Below are 21,602 nucleotides of genomic sequence, written 5' to 3' on the forward strand. Positions count from 1 at the left end.
ATGTCTTATCTCTTAGATTCAATAGAATTAGGCTCCAATTGCCTCCATAAAATCCTCTTTGAATATTTTTCTTAAATAGAATAACAACTCATCTGCGTTTTCCTTAGAAAACACTATTGGTGGTTTTATTTTTAGTACATTATTATCCACACCGTCTGTACTCATCAATATTTTATGATCTTTCATTCTATTGGCTAAATAAGAAGCTTTTTTTGTCAATGGCTTTTTAGTAGCTGTAACCAACTCAAAACCTAAAAACAACCCTTGTCCACGAACATCTCCTATAATTGGATAATCTTGTGCTAGCTTTTTTAGCTCTTCTTTTAGATAATTTCCTACCTCCTGTGCATTTTCTTTTAATTTTTCGTCTTTTACTGTTTGTAAAACAGCAGTTCCTACAGCACATGAAACAGGGTTTCCTCCAAACGTATTAAAGTATTCCATTCCGTTAGCAAATTTATCTGCTACTTCCTGTGTACAAGCTACAGCTGCCAAAGGATGTCCGTTTCCTAATGGTTTTCCTATTGTTACAATATCAGGAACAACATCATGCAACTGGAATCCCCAAAAAGTTTTCCCCATTCTTCCACATCCAGTTTGTACCTCATCTGAAATACAAAGCCCGCCTTCTTTTCTTATATATTCATAAGCTTTGACTAAAAAGCCATCAGGTAATTCAACTTGACCGCCACAAGAGATAATAGGTTCTATAATAAATGCTCCTACCTTTCTTCCTTTTGATTTGATGTTTTGAATTTGTATTAATACTTCTTCAGCATATCGTTCAGCTGCATCTTCATTTGTGTATTTTCCTCTAAACGTATCTGGCAGTGGAATAATATGCGTGTGTTCTGGCACACCTGTTCCTCCTTTTCCATCAAACTTATAAGAAGAAATATCAATACACATATTAGCATTCCCATGATAACCTACTTCAGAAGCTATAATATCTCTTTCTCTAGTATTTGCCTTCACCATTCGAATAGCTAATTCATTGGCTTCAGAACCTGAATTGACAAAATGTAAAACATTCAATTCTGGAGGCAACGTTTCTATTAACTCTTTTGCTAGTTGATTAATGTTTTCATGTAAATAACGTGAATTCGTATTTAACAATGCCATTTGTTGTTGACCAGCTTTAACAACTTTTGGATGCTCATGACCTACATGCGCTACATTGTTTACGGTATCTATATATTTATTTCCAAATTGATCTATTAAATACACCCCTTCACCGCGTACCATTTTTATAGGTACTTTGTACTGTAAGCTTAAACTTTTCCCTAGGTGTTTTTTTCGGTATTTAATTATATCTTCATTGGTTTTTCGCTGTATGTTTGTTAATTCTTCAGACTTAAAAAGTAAGTTTGGATCTGGACATATACTCTTCCAAACAGCTACTTCATTATGAAAGGCTACTCCTGCAAAGTCATTTTCATAATTCAACATAGATAACATTATTTGAAAATGTAAATGCGGCACCCAACTTCCATTTTCTTTTCTACTCCCTAAATAACCTATACAGTTTCCTTTTTTAACGCTATCTCCTACTTTTTTACCTTCTAAACTAGCTAATGACAAGTGTCCATATAATGTATAAAAATCAAATGCTTCTGTTTCATGTTTGATAATTAACAATCCTCCATACTCTTTGAACCTGTTATTATTAGCTATTGTGGTTATAACGCCATCAAACGGAACATGTACTGGTGTTTCCTCAGGCAACCAAAAATCAATACCTAAATGAATTGTTCTTGATTCACGGCCATAGTTCCCCTGAGTTTCATACTCTTTAGAATTATACAAACTTCTAGCCTCTAAATAACCGCCTGCAATTATTTTATTAGGCTCTTCCTTTTGTAATTGGTTTATTTTAAATTGAAATATGTCTAAATCTGAAAATTCAGTTTTATGGCCTAGCCAAGTACTTTCTACACTTAAATCTATTGGGTATACAGTTTCTTTTTGTATACTAGGAAAAACATCGATTAATTTAACTTCTTGATTTTTGCTCCATTTCTCAAAAGCTAGTTGTTTAGGATGTGCTTCAAATCCGCACGCTTCTCTAAAAGAATATTCCGCAAATTCAGAAGATATTTTAGTCCACTTTTTCAATAACTCCCATGCTGGTTTTTCAGAGATTAACAGGTACTTATTATCTGGTTCTTTTACTTTATTAATAGCCGATTTAGTAACAGAGATTACTAAGCGCATAGCTATTGCATTGTATAAATGTTTTAATTCCTCTTCCGCTAAAGGAAATTCTTCGTGATATCCTTTAACAATAGGCAAAGCAGCTTCTAATGGATCATTATGTCCCATAATAGTATAAGCACTAGCAATGGCTACATCATTAATTATTTGCGTATATACTGCATCTCCATAATCAATAGCGCCTTTTACCTCAGGATTTATAAATGCTTCTGAAACAATTACATTGTTATCATTTGCGTCATTATGTACTACTGCTTTTCTTAGACTCTTATAACTTTTTAAGTTGCTTTCAAATTGGTTTTGAAAAGTAATTATTATTTCTTTTTTATCTCCTTCAAATAAATCTAAATGATTCTTAGTCCATAATGCTTGTGCAACATCCCATTCAAAAGTTCTTTCTGCAACTTCATGATCAAAGCCTTGTAGTGCTTTTGTTAATTTACCACATTGTTGTCCTAAGCTGTAACGTAAATCATTAAGTTGTGGATTTACTGATGACCAAACCCTACCTGATATCCAAGTTAACAAACGTACTTTTCTCTCATTTCCTTGTTCATCTTTAATTGTAGCTATTGTGTTCCCTTCTTTATCTAAAATTACTTTAGGAGCCAAAACATCTTCTCCATTTTCTGCTACATATTGTAATAACTTCTGTTGAAAGTCCAGATAACTAACATCTTCATCTGGTCTAGATATTTTAAGAACATAGGTATCATTTCCTTTTATATTAATTCTAAAATTAAAATCAATTTCTCCTGGCAATTCACTCGCTGTTCCTTTTATATTAAAAGTATCTAGCAGTATTTCTTCTGCTTGTTTAGCAGTTATTTTAATATCTTGATATACCATTTTAATCTTTCATTAAAAGCATTATAATATGTGCTGCACTCCAGCTAAAATTCTTTGCATTTAAACCTTTTCCTGTTATTGGATGATAGTTTTCTCTTATGGATTTCCCTTTTTGTAATACACCTTCAGCTCCTTCTAAAATTTGAAGAGTAGCTTTATTTGCTTCTTCATTATATCCATAATTTCGTAATCCTTTTACACCAAAATAAGCCTGATCTAACCAATTTGGCCCTCTCCAATATCCCTTTAGTGGATTGAACTTTTCATGATCGGCACTCATTGTTTGAAAAGGTACTTTTGTATAGAATTTTTTAGGGTTCATCATTTTATTTTTTACTTTTTCTGCCTGATTTTGAGTTGCTACTTTAGCCCAAAGCGCAGTCCAACCTTCACTTCCTTCTCCTTTTATAAAATTATTACCTTCAAGGTTTGTATCATAAAACCATCCGTCTTCCTCATCAAAAAACTGTTCTTGTATCTTTATTTTTAATAAAGTTGCTTCCTCTTCTAGTTTAGTAGCGTCAAATACTTTCCCTATACTTTTTGCCAAAGTAGCTAGATACATTTTTTCAGCATATAGATACGCATTTAAATCAACAGACTCTTGATTCATTGAATAAGCGCCTTCTTGATTTTTTAACATCTGAGCACTATCAAATCTAATGGCATTATCCATACCGCTTTCCCATTTTGCTGCCACTAAAGAACCATCAGTTGAACCATATTCACATAAACCATCTTTATCATGATCTCTTTTCAGATACCACCACTCGTGATATTTTTTAAGTTTTGGATACATTTCCTTTACAAAAGAAATGTCATTATCTCTCTCAAATATTTTTGCTACTGCCCAAACCGATAATGGTGGCTTTGTATCCCTATAATTATGCTTTTCTATCAAGGTATCTCTAAACACACAGTCAACAATAAAACCATCTTCCATTTGAAAATCAAACATTAAACGCATTTGTTTCTTAGCTAATGTAGTATTGTAATAAGACAGTCCAACAGCATGCTTCCATGAATCCCATGACCAAAAGCCATTAAACCATTTGTAATGATAACTAGGAAATAATCCCTCTTCTTTTATTTCACCTGCAGGAATACGCCAATTATTTTGTAATGTTAGTTTTGCTTTTGCTAAAACTTCTGTGTATTTCTCTTCCTGAAATTGTTTTTTTCTATACTTAGTTAATGCTGATAACTCTTGGTACTTTTCATTTTTTCTTTTATTTAAAACCTCATTAAATACAGCCTTTTCTATAGATTGTAATTCTTCGTTCCAATCATATTCAGGAAAAATAAAAGTTTGTGATATTATATACTCTCTTTTTTCTTTTGGTTTTAAATTAACTGTTGTATTGGCTTGATAATCTAAACTACCTTTTAATTGAACAGTTACATTTTCAGGAAATTTCAAATATCCTTTTGCTTTTGATTTAGTTGAATTTATTTGAATCTCTTTATCTTTTAACTCAAAAGATAATCCATCTGCAAAAACGGGTGAATGACTCCATAATAAGTTTAATTCAATTGGTTTGTTAGATATATTTTTTAATACCGTTTCTATAAGTGCGGTATGTCCATTTTTATATACTAACTTTTGAGTAATTTCAATGTCTTTATTGGCATACTCTTGTGCTAAGTGACTTGCATATCCATTTGATTTTAACCTTTGCAACACTATTGGAAAGTTATCTTTTTTTGTTATTGTTAAAGCATTAAATGATGTAGTTAACCAAACCCCGTTTTGTTGTGTCATTAAAAAAGGTCCACTAAACCCTATAGACTCCCCAATACTTTCAGGAATACTATAACCAAACCAAGCACCTTGATCTGAAAAGATCAATCCTTTTTTATCAAATTTTTCTTGGGGTGAAAATTTATAATCTAAAAGATTTGAATAATTTTCTTTTTTGTAAGTAATTTTAGGTTTTTCATTTTTGTTTTGCTTACAACTAAACAAAACAATAAATAATACTAATATGTATATTTTTTTATGCATCTTGTAATTCAATTGTCCATTTAATGGTAAAAATTTCTTCAGGGTTTAATTCTTGTAAACCAACTTTATTATTAAAACTATCCGCAATACCTGTCAATGGTTCAACCGCAATATAATTATCTAAATCAGGTGTATACACTTGTATGTAATTGTTATCATGAGATGATTTTATATCAATGGCATATTCTGGAGTTATTAAAGATGTTTCTCCATTTTGAAGAGCATAACAATTGTCTAACTTTTGACTACCTATAGAAAAATTCTGAACTTTATCTATTTTCTTAAATTCAATAGGAATCATATAATCATTATGTATAACTTCATTTTCCCCTTTAAAAGTTAACATCGTATCTACTTTATTGTATGTATAAAAATAAGGATGCCAACCTATTGTAAACGGAAATGGTTTTTCATCTATATTCTTAACTTCCACTTCTAATGAAATACTACCATCATATAAAATATATGTTAACATAACACTATACCTAAAAGGAAAACCTTTTATCCTCTCCTCATTTATATATTTCAACCTCACGCTCTGACTCTTAACATTATTATATCTTTCATCAACAACAAACTTCTTATCATAAATTAACCCGTGTATTGCGTTTATTTCATGATTTGTTTTTAATGTATACTTTTCTTTCTTATACATATATTCTCCTTTAAAAACTCTATTTGCAAAAGGAAATAATATTGCTGAGGCAAATGAATTTACATATGGATGTTTTGCTGAAAAGTCTTTTATAATTTCTTTTTGCTTGAGAAACAATCTTGTTAAACTACCTCCATTTTCTAAAGATATAAAAGCCTGTGATCCGCCCTTTCTTAAAGAAACTAAACAGTTAGAATTCTTTTTTTCTTCCAATATTTTATAAAGATTTTCTAAGTATTAAATTATTTGAATTGGCTATTTGAACCCTTTCTTTATTCAGTAGCATTGATGCCAACTTGGCCCCCATAGCCTTAAAATCTGTTGATATAGTTGTTATTCCATCTTCTACAATTTCTTTTAAAAGTGTATCATTATATGATATAATTCCTACCTCTTTTGAAATTCTAAACTCACATTCCTTACATTTTTTTATAATCCGTATTAAGTTCCTATCATCAGGAATAATATACGCATCTCCTTCTTGAATTTCGTATTCTTTTATACTACTGATGTGCTTTCCTGCAACCCCATAATCTTTACAAAAATTTTGGAACCCAAACAATAAGCCATCTGGTTGTTTATCTCTATCAAAAAGAAAAATTAATTGCTTATAATTTTTTATCAAATGCCTACACCCTTCTAACCCTTTATAAATATCTTTTTCAAAATCCTGATATATAGCGGGGTATTCAGATAACTCTTCTTTTGTCTGGTCTAAAATATAAACTTTATCCTTAGGTAATCTTTCTAAAACAGGTATTATATTATTCAATTTTGCTGGCATAATTACATAATAATTGTACTTGCCCATATTATCTGAAAGCAGTTTTTGAAAAACATCATAATTAAAATGATGAAAGAAAATATCTACCTCTATATTATCTCCCAAATTATTTAAAAATGAATTATATAAATCTTCCTTAAACGTATTTAATTCATCAAAAAGCAAGAAGATCTTTTGAGTAACATTAATACTTTCACTCTTTACATAATATCCTTTACCTGGAACCGACTCTATAATACCCCTAATTTTCAAATCATTATAAGCCAACAATACTGTATCTCTTGATAACTTAAACTTATTCCTTATGCTATTTATTGAAGGCAGCTTATCTCCCTTCTTTAAGTCCTTTGAAACTATAGCGTTTTCTACAGAAGAAATTATCTGTCTATACTTTGGAATTCCTATTCGCTCCTTTACTTCTACTATACTCATGAAACAAAAGTACAAAAAAAACACAAACAACCAAACTAGTAGGTACTGGTATTGTTTTATTTTACTTTTTTTATATATTGGCTACAAAACGTTAATACAAAATCATTACAAAAAACAGGTAAACACTTGTATTTACGGTAAAAGAAAACAATTTAATAACCTATTTTACTATGACACTAAAACAATTAAAAAAGAGTATTCCACTATTTTTTATCACAAAAAAAAACCTACTAGTAGTGTTTTTTTTAATGATAGTGAGTATTGCCTTTTCACAACAAAAAGAAATTACAGGTAAAGTAATTGGACAAGATGGAGAACCCTTAATTGGAGTATCCGTAATTATTCAAGGAACCGTAAAAGGAACAGAAACTGATTTTGATGGAAATTACAAAATAAACGCTTCATCATCTACAGTTCTAATTTTCAGCTATATTGGATTTAAAACGAAAAACATTATAGTTGGCAACAAAACAATTATTAATACAACACTTGAAGACGACTCTCAAGCTTTAGATGAAGTAGTTATTGTTGGATATGGTACCCAAAAAAAGAGTGATGTTACTGGAGCTGTTGGACAAGTTAAGTCTAAAGAGCTAACAAGAGTAACAACAACAAACCCTACCGATGCCCTTCAAGGTCGTGTAGCTGGTGTAACAGTAACTGCTTCCTCTGGTTCTCCTGGTAGCGTTGCTGATATTTTAATTAGAGGAATTGGTAGTTTTGGAAACAACAGACCTCTTTTTATTGTAGATGGTGTCCAAGCTGACCCATACTTCATTGATCCTAGTAACATTGACTCAATAGAAGTTTTAAAAGATGCTGCTTCTGCTGCTATTTACGGTACAAGAGCCGCTAATGGTGTAATTATAATTTCTACCAAAAAAGGAAAAAAAGGTAAAATTACTGTCAATATAGAACAATCATATAGCTTTAACACACAAAGAAAAAAAATTAATCTATTAGACGCTAACGGTTATGTACAAGTTCACAGGCAAATGTATGAGAACGCAGGTGAAACTTTAAAAAACTACATTACTAATCCTTCTAATATAAATTCTAACTGGGTAGATGCTACGCATAGAGACGGAAGTTTAAACATACTTAATGCAAGAGTAAGTGGAGCTTCTGACAAGTTAAATTTTAGCTTAGGTGGAAATTACGCAAATGAAACTGGTCTTTTAATTGGCTCAGAGTTTCAAAAAAGAGGAATTTTTGCAAATGCTTCTTTTAAAGATGAAAAATTAACCGTTACTGGTGCTTTTAATTATTCAGAAACCAATAGACGCACTCATCAATTCTCGTTAAGAGAAACTTTCCAAATATCACCACTAATTCCAATATACGACCCTTCAAAAGAGTCTGGTTTTGGTTATAGAGATGGTGATATACCAAACCACAGAAACCCTGTTGGTGAAGACTTTTTTAATGAAGGAAGCACTAGATTAAAGTATTTTTTAGCCAATGTTGGTGTTAAATATGAATTATTTAAAAACCTAACTCTTGGCGCTAATTATTCTATTTCTAATTTATCAAATTTCACTAATAATTTCCACAAACCATTTAAAATTACTGATGGAAATGGTGCCGAACTTGATCGTTTCTTCTTTCTTTCAGAATACGACAGTAACTTTAGAAGAAATAATCAAGAATACACTATTAACTACAAGTTTGAGACCGACAACCATAACTTAGAGGTACTTGCTGGTTATCAGAGAATAAATGAACCTTTTAGAGAAAATAACACACAAGCTGAAGGATGGAAAATTTCTGATACTGATTTAGATGGAAATGGAGACCTAGATGATAAGGAACCTGTTGCTTTGGCTGATGAAAACTTCAAAACCTTAAATGCCTTTAGAGTTGCTGGTGCTACTTTTTCTGGAACAGGAACCAATGCTACATATGCACTTGTTTCTCAATTTGGTAGAATTAATTATGCTTTTAAAGATAGATACTTATTTCAGACTAGTGTAAGAAGAGACGGAAGTTCAAAATTTGGTAAAAACAGTAAGTACGGTATCTTTCCTTCATTTGCATTAGGTTGGAAACTTACTGAAGAAAGTTTTATGAAAGATCAAAACTTTTTTGATTTTTTGAAGCTTCGTTATAGTTGGGGACAAGCAGGTAATGATAGTGCTTTGAATTATTATGCACATCAAGCTTTAATCTCTCAAGGTCCAAATTCTTGGGATGGTGGATATGTATTTGGCACTCCTCAAGCTTCATCTACAGGTAGTATTGCAAGAGACTTAGAAAACCCAGATTTACAATGGGAAACTAATATTTCTTCAAACATTGGTATTGATTACTCTATACTGAATAGAAAAATAAAAGGTTCTATTAACTATTACAATACACAAACTAAAGATTTATTAATAGTAAAAGAAGTTGCTCCTTCTAGCGGTGTTAGAAATCCAGTAGTAAACGTAGGGGAATTTGAAAATAATGGACTTGAATTTGAGTTAGGCTATAACGACACTTTTAACGAAGTTAAATTTTCTGCTTTTGCTACTTTTTCAACTTTAAATAGTGAAGTTACAAAGCTTGGTAGAGCTGATCAAATATTAAAAGGTAATGGACTCCTTTTTGGTGCTGATCATTTTGTTAATCAAACCAAAGTAGGATACGAGCCAGGCGCTTACTTTTTACCTGTTGCAGATGGTATTTTTCAATCACAAGCAGAAATAGATCAACATGATCCAAATGGCACTTTACAACCTGATGCTAAACCAGGTGACATCCGTTTTATTGATCAAAATAACGATGGTATATTAGATGATAAAGATGAAACATACCAAGGTAGCGCTTTACCTAGTTACGAATACAGTTTAAACTTAACAGCTGATTATAGAGGAATAGATTTTAATATCTTTTTTCAAGGTGTTGGAGGTAATAAAATATACAACGGAAACAGGTTTCAGTCTTTAGGCTTAGATACTGGTAGAAACTTTGAAGCTGATGCGTTAAACGCATGGACTCCTTCTAACACAAATACAGATATTCCAAGAGCTGTACTTGGTGATCCAAACGGAAACAATAGAGCCTCTACTAGATTTTTAGAGAAAGGTGACTACTTACGTATTAAAACAATTCAATTAGGGTATTCACTTCCAAAAAGCATTCTAGAAAACATAAATGTAAGCAAACTACGCTTTTTTGTAACTGGTCAAAACCTATTCACATTTACTAATTATAGTGGACTAGATCCAGAAGTTGCAGGTTCTATCCTATCTAGAGGTATTGACAGAGCATTATACCCAAAATTTAAATCTGTAATTCTTGGGGCTCAACTTCAATTTTAACTAAAAAATTTATAACATGAAAAATATAATAATCACATTATTAACTGTAATCATTTTTACTTCATGTAATGATGATACTTTTTTAGATCAAAAATCTCCTGATCAATTAACTTCAGGTTCTTTCTGGAGAAATGCAGCTGATGCACAAGCTGGATTAACCGCTGCATACTCCGAATTAGAATCAAGAAGTAACTTTTGGGATGGATGGCAAGAAGGAAGACCTGTTGTTGAATATTTCAGATCAGACTATGCTTTACCTGGTCCAGATGCTTCAAACTACGCACATTGGATGTCAATATTTAATTTTAATTACACCAATGGTCATACATTTATTAATGTTTTATGGACTACTAATTATAAAGGACTGAACTTTGCTAATCAAGTAATTACAAAGGTAAATAAAATGACACCTGAGCAAATTTCTAATGTCGATAAAAAACAAATTATTGGAGAAGCAACTTTCTTAAGAGGATATTATCATTTTAAATTATTAACTCTCTATGAAAAAATAATTGTAAGAACTGAAATTATTTCAGAAAAAACATTGGATAAAGCATTAGCTTCAAGGCCTGAAGCTTGGCAAGCTATCATTCAAGATTTCAAAGACGCAGCTTCAATGCTACAAAACAAAGAAATGACCGAAGCTGGAAGAGCCACTAAAGGAGCTGCATATGCGTACTTAGGTAAAGCATATCTACATAAAGCAGGCGATGCTAGTTCCGCTGACACTAATGACTTTAAAAATGCTGCTGATGCATTTAAAAAAGTTACTGATGGTAGCTCAGGAAACTACAGTTTAGAGCCTGATTTTTTAAGTAATTTTAATGGTGAAAATGAGAATAATCAAGAATCTGTTTTTGAATTACAGTTTAAAACAGGAGATGCTAATTCATGGAATGCCACAAGACTTCACGCCTTCATAGGTGATTGGTCTATTGGAGGATGGGGCGGCATTGAAGCTACTAAAGCTTTAGAAACCACTATGAAATCTGAAGGAATGATAGCCACTAATGGACTATATGATAATAGACTATATGGAACCATCTATTTTAGAGATCCTTTTTACAATGATACCTCAACATCACAAATGCAAGGCTCTACTTGGGATGCACTTATGAACAGCCAGTATAACAATACCAATGACAATAAAGTATATTTTAGAAAATGGCTTCCTAATTATGTCAGAAACAATTCATATATAGGTCTTAATGTCACTTTAATGAGATATGCAGATGTCCTATTAATGTATGCTGAAGCATTGAATGAAACTGGCGCTACAAATGAAGCCATTAATTTAATTAATGAAATAAGAGCTAAACATGGTTTAATGCCTCCAATTACAGTAACAACTAAAGATGATGTTAAAAACCAAATTATTCACGAGAGAACAATGGAGTTAACGTTAGAATCTGTTCGTTTTTACGATTTAAGAAGATGGGGAATGTTAGACAATGCTATGAATGCAAGTGGAAGAACCGGTTTTTCATCTGATTCACACGCATACTTACCCGTTCCTTTATCAGAAATTAATAATAACAATGAAGTAAACTAAGAACTATAATTAACTCAAGTTAATAAAAACAGCATGTATACTAACTAAAAGAAAGAAATTTAATTTAGAAATACATGCTGTTCCTTTTTAATTAAAGTTTTGCGCTTATTTTAATTATTTATTAACCTAGTTACCATATTATTTTAACACCTTTACAAAAGGTTGTCTTCTAATTTTATTTTGTAATTATATTCACTTACATTAGTATACAACTCACTGCCAACAACTACTAAATGATCCTTTCAAAAACAAAACTATTACTACTATTTACAACTATTTATTGTTTAGGATGTAAACCAAACAAACAATCTTCTTTAACCCAAAAAGACAATACCATGATGACTATTAAAAATGTTCTAAATAGAAGTATCGGAACAAAAAATAGCAATCACTTTTCTCTGGAGTTAATTAAAGACAGTACCAACACAGACTGGTTTTCTTTAGAAAATAGAAATGATTCAATATTAGTCCAAGGTAATTCTCCTGTAGCACTTATACGTGGTGTGTATGATTATTTAAAAAATGAATGTAATAGTATTTATAGTTGGTCAGGAAAAAATATTCAAATTCCTTCTCCTCTTCCTCCTGTAAACAGAAAAGTACAATCTCCTTATCAATACAGATATTATTTTAATGTAGTAACTCATGGCTACTCCACTCCTTATTGGGATTGGGAACGATGGGAAAAAGAAATTGACTGGATGACTTTGCATGGTATCAATATGCCTTTAATAGGCGGAGCACATGAGGCTATTTTAGCTAGAGTTTTTAAAAAAATAGGATTACAAGAAGAAGAAATTAATCAATATTTTTCAGGACCAGCACATTTCCCTTGGAACAGAATGGGAAATTTAAATGGTTGGGACGGTACTTTACCTAAAAGCTACTTTCAAAAACAGATTAAGCTCACCCATCAGATGTTAGAGCGAATGCGTACTTTAAATATAACACCTATTATTCATGCTTTTGCTGGTTTTGTCCCAAAAGGGATTAAAAGAGTTTTTCCTGATGCAGAAGTAAGAGAATTAGGTTGGGGAGGTGGATTACCATTAGAAAACAATGGTTTTATCCTTTCGCCTACTAGTAAACTATTTTTAGAAATTGGTTCGCTTTATATTAAAGAATGGGAAAAAGAATTTGGTGAAGCTGAATATTATTTAGCTGATAGTTTTAATGAAATGGACGCACCTCTTTCTAACGAACCTGAAAAAGCACTTGCCGAATTAGCTTCTTATGGAAAATCTGTATACCAATCTATTAAAAATGCTAACCCTAACGCTACTTGGGTTATGCAAGGTTGGACATTTCCTTATCATAAAAAAAACGGTAAACTTTTTTGGACTCCTGAACGATTAAAAGCTTTGGTATCTGAAGTACCTGATGATAAATTATTAATTCTTGATTTAGCCAATGAATACAATCATGATTTTTGGAAAATACCTCCTTCTTGGAAAATGTATGATGGTTTTTTTAACAAAAAATGGATTTATTCTTTTATACCAAACATGGGAGCTAAAATTCCTTTAAACGGAAAATTAAACACGTATGCTTCTATCCCTTTTGATGCACTAAATTATAAGAACAAAAAGAATTTAATAGGTTTTGGTTTCGCTCCTGAGGGAATTGAAAATAACGAACTAATTTATGAGCTTTTATCTGATGTTGCATGGAGAACACAACCTATAAACCTTGATAATTGGTTAGCCAATTACGCAACTCAACGCTACGGTAGCTACCCTCAAAACATGAAAACAGCTTATGATTGGCTACGTAAGTCTGCTTATGGTACTTTTACTGATCACCCAATGCATCGTTATCAATTTAGACCTTATCACAAACCTGAAGGTGTAGAAGATCACGCAACTGTACATCATTCTTTGGAATTTGGTAAAGCTGTTGAAGCTTTCTTACAATGTGCTCCAGAATTAAAAAACAGCTCTCTTTATACCTATGATGCTATTGAAATGGTAACTCAATATTTAGGTTTAGTTGCAGACCAACAACTATTGCGTTTTTTAGATAATTCTCAAGAGCAACCTCTAAAGGAACCTTTACATATTCTTTTTAATATAGATAAACTTTTAGCTTCTCACCCTAATAGAAAATTAAATGATTGGATAGATTTTGCTAGAAAATGGGGAGATACTAAAGAAGAAAAAAATTATTACGAATCTAATGCTAAGAGATTGATTACAACTTGGGGCGGCGACCCTGTAAACGATTATTCTGGACGTGTTTGGAATGGGCTTATCAAAGATTATTACATACCTAGATGGGAAAACTACCATAACGACAACTCTAATGAACGAAAACAACACATGAGAAAGTGGGAAGAAAAATGGATTGTAACTCCATACAATACATCAATACAACCTTTTTCTAACCCTTTGGGAAAATCAATTGAATTATTTAACCAATATAAAAATAATCTATCCTCAAAATAAACATGAAACAAATTCTACTGCACACCCTACTTTTCTGCTTTATTACATGTATAAACGCACAAGAATCTCAGAAAAATTTCACATTATTAAATAATAATATTACTATTAATTATGCTTCCAATAATGCATCAATTGATATTAAAACAGCAAATATTCAAAAGGGTTTAGCCATTGCTTCCATTACATTAAAAAGCAATCAACAATTTACCCCCAAAAAACTATCTATTAAATGGTCAACTCCTTCAAATAATATAGCTGGCTACTGGAGCAGTAAAGCTTTTTTTAATAAAACTATTACACCTGACTGGGGACCAGCTAAAGTAAAATCAATGTTAGCTAGGCATGCTCCTGTTATTTCACTATTTGGTTTTGATGATATAAATCAACAAACTTTTGCGGTATCAGATGCTTTAAATACAGCAATTACAAGCACCTCTGTTAAAGAAGAAAACGGTATGATTTATAATGAAGTGCAATTGTTCACTGAAAAACACAAAGCACTTAAAGAATACACAGTACAACTCCGTTTAGATGCTAGACCTATTAATTATACCACTTCTCTTAATGAAGTAAATACCTGGTGGGAAACTTTTCCTATTTATAAACCCGCTCAAGTTCCTGAAGCAGCAAAACTACCTGTATATTCTACCTGGTATAGTTATCATCAAAATGTAACTGAAGAAGCCATTTTAAAAGAATGTAAACAATCTAAAGCCATGGGATACGAAACCGTTATTGTTGACGATGGCTGGCAAACTTTAGATAGCAATCGAGGTTATGCCTATACTGGTGATTGGCAAGCGGAACGTTTAAAAGGTATAAAATCATTAGTTGAAAAAGTACATCAGTTAGATATGAAATTTATGCTTTGGTATGCTGTTCCTTTTGTTGGTGAAAAGTCAAGTGTTTACAACCAAATGAAAGGAAAGTTCCTTACTCATTGGAAAGGTCAAGGAACTTATGTCGTTGATCCAAGGTATCCTGAAGTACGAAAATTTATTATCAACACGTATATTAAAGCAGTAAAAGAATGGAATTTAGATGGGTTTAAACTAGATTTTATTGGTTGGTTTAAAGCTTTTAAAGACACTAAATTAGTAGCTAAAGAAGGGATGGATTTTGCTTCTGTAAATGAAGCTACAGATAAATTAATGACTGATTTAATGGCTTCTTTAAAGCATTTAAAATCAGATATTCTAATAGAATTCAGACAGCCGTATACGGGACCTTTGATGAAAAAGTATGGGAATATGCTTAGAGCCTCAGATTGTCCCAATATGGCAGTTACCAATAGAATTGAAACAACTGATTTACGCTTAATTAGTGGTAAAACAGCTGTACATTCTGATATGATTATGTGGCATTATGACGAACCTGTAGAAGTTGCTGCTTTGCAGTTTTTAAATGTATTGTTCTCAGTTCCTCAAATATCAGTCAGATTAGCAGACATCCCTAAGGAACAGTTTCAAATGATTCGTTATTATACTAAGTACTGGCTAGAAAATAGAAGTATTTTGTTAGAAGGTGAATTTCTTCCTCAAAAACCACAACAAAACTATCCTTTAATTGAAGCTAAAGGTAAAAACAAAAAAATTACAGTAACCTACAATACAAAAACTATCAGTCTTGAAACTGATCATCATTTAAAACAGGATATTATTAACGCAAAATCATCTAAAAGAATTATTCTTGATGTAAAAGGAACCAAACAAAAATACAACTGTTATATACATAATTGTATGGGAAAATTAATCTCTAATCAAAAAATAACCTTAAAAGAAGGGGTATATGGTTTTGATATACCTGCTTCTGGAAGTATTTCTTTTCATCCTATTAACAACTAATTTCTTATGAAAAAATTAGCCTACTGTTTAAAGATTTGTTTGTTTCTTTTTACACAATATATAGTTGGTCAAAACTATACCTTAGTTTCTCCAGATAAAACTATTAGAACTATTATTACTGTTAGTGAACATATCTCATACTCTATTTGGGTTGATAATAATTTGGTAATGGATGATTCTCGTTTATCGTTGACTTTAGACAATGGTATTAACTTAGGTAAAAAACCGATAATTGTAACTGCTAAAACCAATAATGTTAATCAAGTTTTAAAACCAGTACTTCGTGTAAAAAGTAAAGAAATTCAAGACATCTATAACGAGTTAACCTTAACTTTTAAGAACAAATATCTTGTTCGATTTAGAGCTTACAATAATGGTATTGCCTATCAATTTGAAACAAAATTTAAAGAAGATATTATTGTTAAAGATGAGGAAGCTACGTTTAACTTTACACAAAATAACAAAACTTATTTCCCTAGAGAGGCCGCTTTTTTTTCACATAATGAGCGTTTGTATGAACACAATGCTTTAGATACATTAACTACTAAAGATTTAGCTAGTTTACCTACTCTAGTTTCTTCAAAAAACAATATAAAAATATTATTAACTGAAACGGCTTTATTAGACTACCCTGGTATGTGGTTAACTGGTAACAAAAGCAATAGTTTAAAAGCTACTTTTCCTAAGTTTGTTTTAAAAACTAAAGTTAATCGTTTTGAAAGATGGAAAGACGATAGAAGCCTAAAACCTATACAAACTGCTCCTTATATTGCTAAAACAAAAGGTACTAGAACGTTTCCTTGGAGAATTATTGCTATAGCAAAGAATGATGAAGACCTAATTACTAACCAACTTAGTTATCAATTAGCAGCTCCTAATAAAATAAAAAACACTTCTTGGATACAACCTGGTAAAGTTGCTTGGGATTGGTGGAATGACAACAATATTTATGGCGTTGATTTTAAAGCAGGCATCAATACAGATACTTATAAATATTATATAGATTTTGCGGCTAAATACGGTATTGAATATATCATTCTTGATGAAGGTTGGTATAAATTAGGTAATGTTTTAAGTATTATGCCTGAGGTTGATGTTATAGAATTAATTAACTATGGTAAATCTAAAAATGTTGGTCTTATCTTATGGGTTGCTTGGAGTTCTTTAGAGCAACAGCTAGAGAAAGCCCTAGACAGCTACCAAAAGTGGGGAGCTAAAGGAATAAAAGTAGACTTTATGCAACGTGACGATCAATGGATGGTTACTTATTATGAACGTGTAGCCAAAGCCTGTGCAGACAGGGAATTACTAGTTGATTTTCATGGCTCATATAAACCTGCTGGTTTACGAAGAACCTACCCCAATGTATTAACACGTGAAGGTGTAAAAGGTGCAGAAAATAATAAATGGGCTAAATACATTACCCCTACTCATAATGTTACTTTACCGTTTATTAGAATGGTGGCGGGTCCTATGGATTATACGCCTGGTGCTATGCGAAATGCACACGATGCTAATTTTAAAATCTCATGGAAAAGACCAATGGCTAAAGGAACTAGAGCACATCAAGTAGCTATGTATGTAGTATATGAAAGTCCGCTACAAATGCTTTGTGATTCACCTAGTAATTATTTAAAAGAAGATGTTACTACTAAATTTATTGCTCAAATTCCTACAATTTGGGACGAAACTAAGGTGTTACATGCTAAATTAGGAGAACATATTGCCTTAGCTAGAAAATATAAAGATACTTGGTATATAGGCGCAATGACCAATGAAACTGAAAAAGAACTTACCATTGATTTTTCTTTTTTAAAAAAAGGTACTTATAAGATAGAAATATTTAAAGACGGAACCAATGCAAATAGGAATGCTGTAGACTATAAACTAATAACAAAAACTATTACTTCAAAAGACACATTAACTGCCAAACTTGCCAAAGGCGGAGGATGGTCAGCTATTATTAAAAAACAATAAACTATCTAACTTTATTATAATATTATGAAATCAACTATTTTGACTTCTAAAAATCGACTATATCTCTATATACTTATTCTCTTTTCAGGATTTTCTTCGTGTAAAACAAAACCTACTAAAAACGAGAATAAAGAAACCAAAAAGCCTAATATCTTATGGCTTTTTCTAGAAGATACAGCTCCTTTAATGAGTGCTTATGGAACTGACATTATAAAAACACCTCATATTGATAGTTTAGCACAACAAGGAGTAACTTATAAAAACGCATATATGCCTGCGCCAGTTTGTTCTGCCAGTCGCTCTAGTATTATTACAGGCGTTATGTCTACTACTACAGGAACTCATAACCACCATAGTTCAAGAACTAAGGAATCAGGTATTAAACTTCCTGAGGACTTAAAAACCATTCCTGAAGTGTTTAAACAAGCAGGGTATTTTACTTTTAATAATGGAAAAGATGATTATAATTTTATTTATAATCGTCGTGATTTGTATAGTCAAGACTTTTACATGCACCCTTTGTATGGAAAAAGCGGTGTTCGTTTAGATCTTTCTAAACTAAAAGAAAAACAACCCTTTTTTGGACAAGTTCAATTGTATGGCGGAAAAGAAATCTTTTCATCTAAGTTTAAAGAACGTGTTAAAACTCCTGTAGATAGAAGTAAAATAATACTACCTCCCTACCTTCCAAATCATCCAACCATTATAGAAGAATATGCCAATCATTTAGACGCTATTCAAATTACTGATGAACGTGTTGGGAAAATTATTCAAAAATTAAAAGAAGGAAATGTACTTGAAAACACCATTGTTTTCTTCTTTTCTGACCACGGAATGCGTTTAACTAGAAACAAACAATTTTTATATGATGGAGGAATTCATGTACCTTTTATTATTGCAGATTTTACAAAATCTAACCCTAAACTAACTGCTGGCACTACCAATTCAGATTTAATTAGTGGCTTAGATATTGGAACTAGCTCTTTAGCCTTAGCTAATATTAAAATACCTGATAACGTAGAAGGAAAAAATATGTTTGCTAATGATTTTAATAGAGATTATATAATTGCAACTAGAGACCGATGTGATTTTACCATTGATCGTATTAGAGCAGTTCGGTCAAAAGACTATAAATACATCCGTAATTTTATGACGGATAGACCTTACTATCAACCTACCTATATGGATGTGGACAGCGTTCCTTTTATTCAAACTATGCGAAAGTTGTATACTGAAAACAAACTAACTCCTCAACAAGCAAGGTTTTTATCAGATGAGCGTCCTACTGAAGAATTATACGATCTTAAAAATGATCCTTACGAGCTAAACAACCTAGCTAAAAGTACTGAACATAAAGAAATATTACAAAAACATGCTGCCATTTTAAACAATTGGATTTCTTCAACAGATGACAAAGGGCAATATCCTGAAAATGAAGAAAATTTAAAATTAATGTTAGGTATATGGGGCAAGCATGCTGTTAATCCAGAATATAAAATATTAAGAGAAAAATTTCCTAACTTAGCTAGTAAGCTGTTTTATTTAAAACGTGAAAAATTTAAATTAATTGATTCTACCTTTATTGGCAAAGAAGATCCTTTAGTAAAAGTTAATGCAAATCAATCAAACAAATAGTTGGAAGTTAATAGGGTATATGCTATATTGCTCACTCGTTTTTTTAAGCAATATTAGCTGTAAAAACCCTTCTGAAAAACAAGTAAAGACACCAGAGGGAATGATATGGATTCCTTCTGGAACTTTTACTCAAGGTGCTGTTCCTCATGATCGTTTAGCATTGTCTAGAGAACTGCCTTCATTTAACGTAGAAATGAATGGTTTTTTTATAGATATTACCGAGGTTACCAACAAACAATTTTCTAAATTTATTAAAGAAACTGGTTATATTACTGTAGCTGAAAGACCTGTTAAATGGAATGAGCTAAAAAAAGAACTCCCCATTGGCACTCCAAAACCTCATGATTCTCTATTACAACCTGGTTCACTAACTTTTAAAAAGGTAGCCCAGCCTACTGTAAACCGTACTAATTATCATCAATGGTGGAAATGGACTCTTAATGCCAACTGGATGCATCCTCAAGGCCCTAATAGTTCTATAAAGGGTAAAGAAAACCACCCAGTAATTCATATTGCTTATGAGGATGCTATAGCATATTGTAAATGGGCTAATAGACGTTTACCTACCGAAGCTGAATGGGAATATGCAGCTAGAGGAAAAAATAATAGTGATATTTATTTTTGGGGGAACGATGCTACTGTACTAGCTCAAAAAGCAAATACTTGGAATGGTAATTTTCCGTATTCTAATACACTTGATGACGGATTTGAGCGTACGGCTCCTGTAAAACAATTTCCTCCAAACACTAATGGCTTGTATGATATGGCTGGAAATGTATGGGAATGGACTTCTGATTGGTATTATGAAAATAGAAATAGAGAGCTAGCTTCTTCTAAACAAACGATTAAAAACCCTACTTTTTGTTTTTCTTCTGATAATACTTCTAATGGTAATCAAAAAGTTATTAAAGGAGGTTCTTTTTTATGCCATGCATCCTATTGTGCTAGTTACCGAATCTCAGCTAAAATGAATAGTGATGTTAATTCTTCTACGGAGCATATTGGCTTTAGAACAGTAGCTACTGTAGCCATGCTAAAAAATAACCAGAAATAAGCAGGTTTACACTTCTTTAAAACATTTTACCCGAAACCTTCCCGTAAAAAACGGGAATGAATTAATACCAAAAAACCGACTATTCAATAGAATTAAATATAGATACATTTTTTCAATGTAAAACATTATTAAGTTAAAAAGTGGGTTAATTAACTATCTGTTTATTTTTAATAATATAAAAACCTAACCCTCCTTTTGATACTTTCATTTTTATATAAGCTGATTTTTTTATTATTACATCTTTATTAAAAAGTATCTTTTTTTCTATTCCTTTATATTTTATTATACCATAAGATTGCTTACCTCTTCCTCCTTGTTTCCCTGCATGAATAATCTTGCGAGTTATCATATTACTTTCTACTGAGGAAAAATAACAGTTAACAAATAGAATCAATGATACAATTAAAAAACCTATTGAAAACACGCTTTGCATTAATGGGTATATAACTAAAGTTGAATTATAAACCTCTTTATACTTTTTATTTATAAATAAAAAGTATAATAGTGAAGGAATTATAGCTACAAAAACTAAAAACATACCATTAATAAAAGTTTTTTCATAATATATAATTCCAAAAAACATACTTACAAAACCTAAAAATATACTTGCTGTAAAAAATATTTTATATGCTTTTATTTCTTTATTATCCATTTAACTCAATATCAAATCTATTTTAATCCTCATAACCAGATTTTTATTAAATCTTATACTTATTTAGGTGTCTTACTCCTACAAAGTAATATAAAAAATTCACCTAAAAAACATGAAAACATCTATTTGCCTTTAAATTATGTCTTTTTTATTTTACCCGAAACCTTCCCGCAAAAGGTAGTAACAAATTAGGTAATACCCGA

The 21,602-nt window shown here is 31.4% G+C and carries 12 protein-coding genes; 7 read left to right on the forward strand and 5 right to left on the reverse strand.

Annotated elements, in window-relative coordinates:
* Positions 1–27 precede the first annotated feature (27 nt).
* The 4 genes from ABNT65_RS06630 to ABNT65_RS06645 are packed head-to-tail and all read right to left on the reverse strand — an operon-like array spanning position 28 to position 6,939.
* On the reverse strand, positions 28–3,063 hold the full coding sequence (locus tag ABNT65_RS06630; RefSeq protein WP_348747483.1) for an aminotransferase class III-fold pyridoxal phosphate-dependent enzyme: 3,036 nt from the start codon (positions 3,061–3,063) through the stop codon (positions 28–30).
* 1 nt (position 3,064) lies between these two features.
* A complete protein-coding gene (locus tag ABNT65_RS06635) occupies positions 3,065–5,068 on the reverse strand; it encodes an MGH1-like glycoside hydrolase domain-containing protein (protein ID WP_348747484.1) in 2,004 nt (667 codons plus the stop codon).
* Positions 5,061–5,936: an aldose 1-epimerase gene (locus ABNT65_RS06640; RefSeq protein WP_348747485.1), complete on the reverse strand. Its 876-nt coding sequence runs from the start codon at positions 5,934–5,936 to the stop codon at positions 5,061–5,063. Before ABNT65_RS06640 ends, ABNT65_RS06635 begins: the two co-directional genes overlap by 8 nt.
* Before the next feature lie 4 nt (positions 5,937–5,940).
* Positions 5,941–6,939: a GntR family transcriptional regulator gene (locus ABNT65_RS06645; protein ID WP_348707360.1), complete on the reverse strand. Its 999-nt coding sequence runs from the start codon at positions 6,937–6,939 to the stop codon at positions 5,941–5,943.
* Between the two features lie 170 nt (positions 6,940–7,109).
* Here ABNT65_RS06645 and ABNT65_RS06650 point away from each other — a divergent pair, with 170 nt between their 5' ends.
* The 7 genes from ABNT65_RS06650 (at position 7,110) to ABNT65_RS06680 (ending at position 20,747) form a co-directional block, all read left to right on the forward strand.
* Positions 7,110–10,241, forward strand: a complete 3,132-nt coding sequence (locus ABNT65_RS06650) for a TonB-dependent receptor (RefSeq protein WP_348747486.1) — start codon at positions 7,110–7,112, stop codon at positions 10,239–10,241.
* Between the two features lie 16 nt (positions 10,242–10,257).
* Entirely contained in the window at positions 10,258–11,793 is a 1,536-nt protein-coding gene (locus ABNT65_RS06655) for a RagB/SusD family nutrient uptake outer membrane protein (protein WP_348740300.1), read from the forward strand.
* A gap of 233 nt (positions 11,794–12,026) precedes the next feature.
* The gene (locus ABNT65_RS06660) at positions 12,027–14,237 is read left to right on the forward strand and encodes an alpha-N-acetylglucosaminidase (RefSeq protein WP_348747487.1); all 2,211 of its coding nucleotides are present in this window, start codon (positions 12,027–12,029) and stop codon (positions 14,235–14,237) included.
* Positions 14,238–14,239: 2 nt separating this feature from the next.
* Positions 14,240–16,081, forward strand: a complete 1,842-nt coding sequence (locus ABNT65_RS06665) for a glycoside hydrolase family 36 protein (RefSeq protein WP_348747488.1) — start codon at positions 14,240–14,242, stop codon at positions 16,079–16,081.
* 6 nt (positions 16,082–16,087) lie between these two features.
* Positions 16,088–18,058 carry a glycoside hydrolase family 97 protein gene (locus ABNT65_RS06670; protein WP_348747489.1) on the forward strand — a complete coding sequence of 657 codons (1,971 nt, stop codon included), beginning with the start codon at positions 16,088–16,090 and terminating at the stop codon, positions 18,056–18,058.
* Between the two features lie 24 nt (positions 18,059–18,082).
* On the forward strand, positions 18,083–19,693 hold the full coding sequence (locus tag ABNT65_RS06675; RefSeq protein WP_348747490.1) for a sulfatase: 1,611 nt from the start codon (positions 18,083–18,085) through the stop codon (positions 19,691–19,693).
* A complete protein-coding gene (locus ABNT65_RS06680) occupies positions 19,671–20,747 on the forward strand; it encodes a formylglycine-generating enzyme family protein (RefSeq protein WP_348747491.1) in 1,077 nt (358 codons plus the stop codon). Before ABNT65_RS06675 ends, ABNT65_RS06680 begins: the two co-directional genes overlap by 23 nt.
* A 145-nt stretch (positions 20,748–20,892) precedes the next feature.
* Here the strand turns inward: ABNT65_RS06680 and ABNT65_RS06685 are convergent, their stop codons facing one another.
* Entirely contained in the window at positions 20,893–21,399 is a 507-nt protein-coding gene (locus tag ABNT65_RS06685) for a hypothetical protein (RefSeq protein WP_348747492.1), read from the reverse strand.
* Positions 21,400–21,602: the final 203 nt, after the last annotated feature.

Source organism: Tenacibaculum sp. 190524A02b (assembly GCF_964036645.1).
Lineage (GTDB): Bacteria > Bacteroidota > Bacteroidia > Flavobacteriales > Flavobacteriaceae > Polaribacter > Polaribacter vairaonense.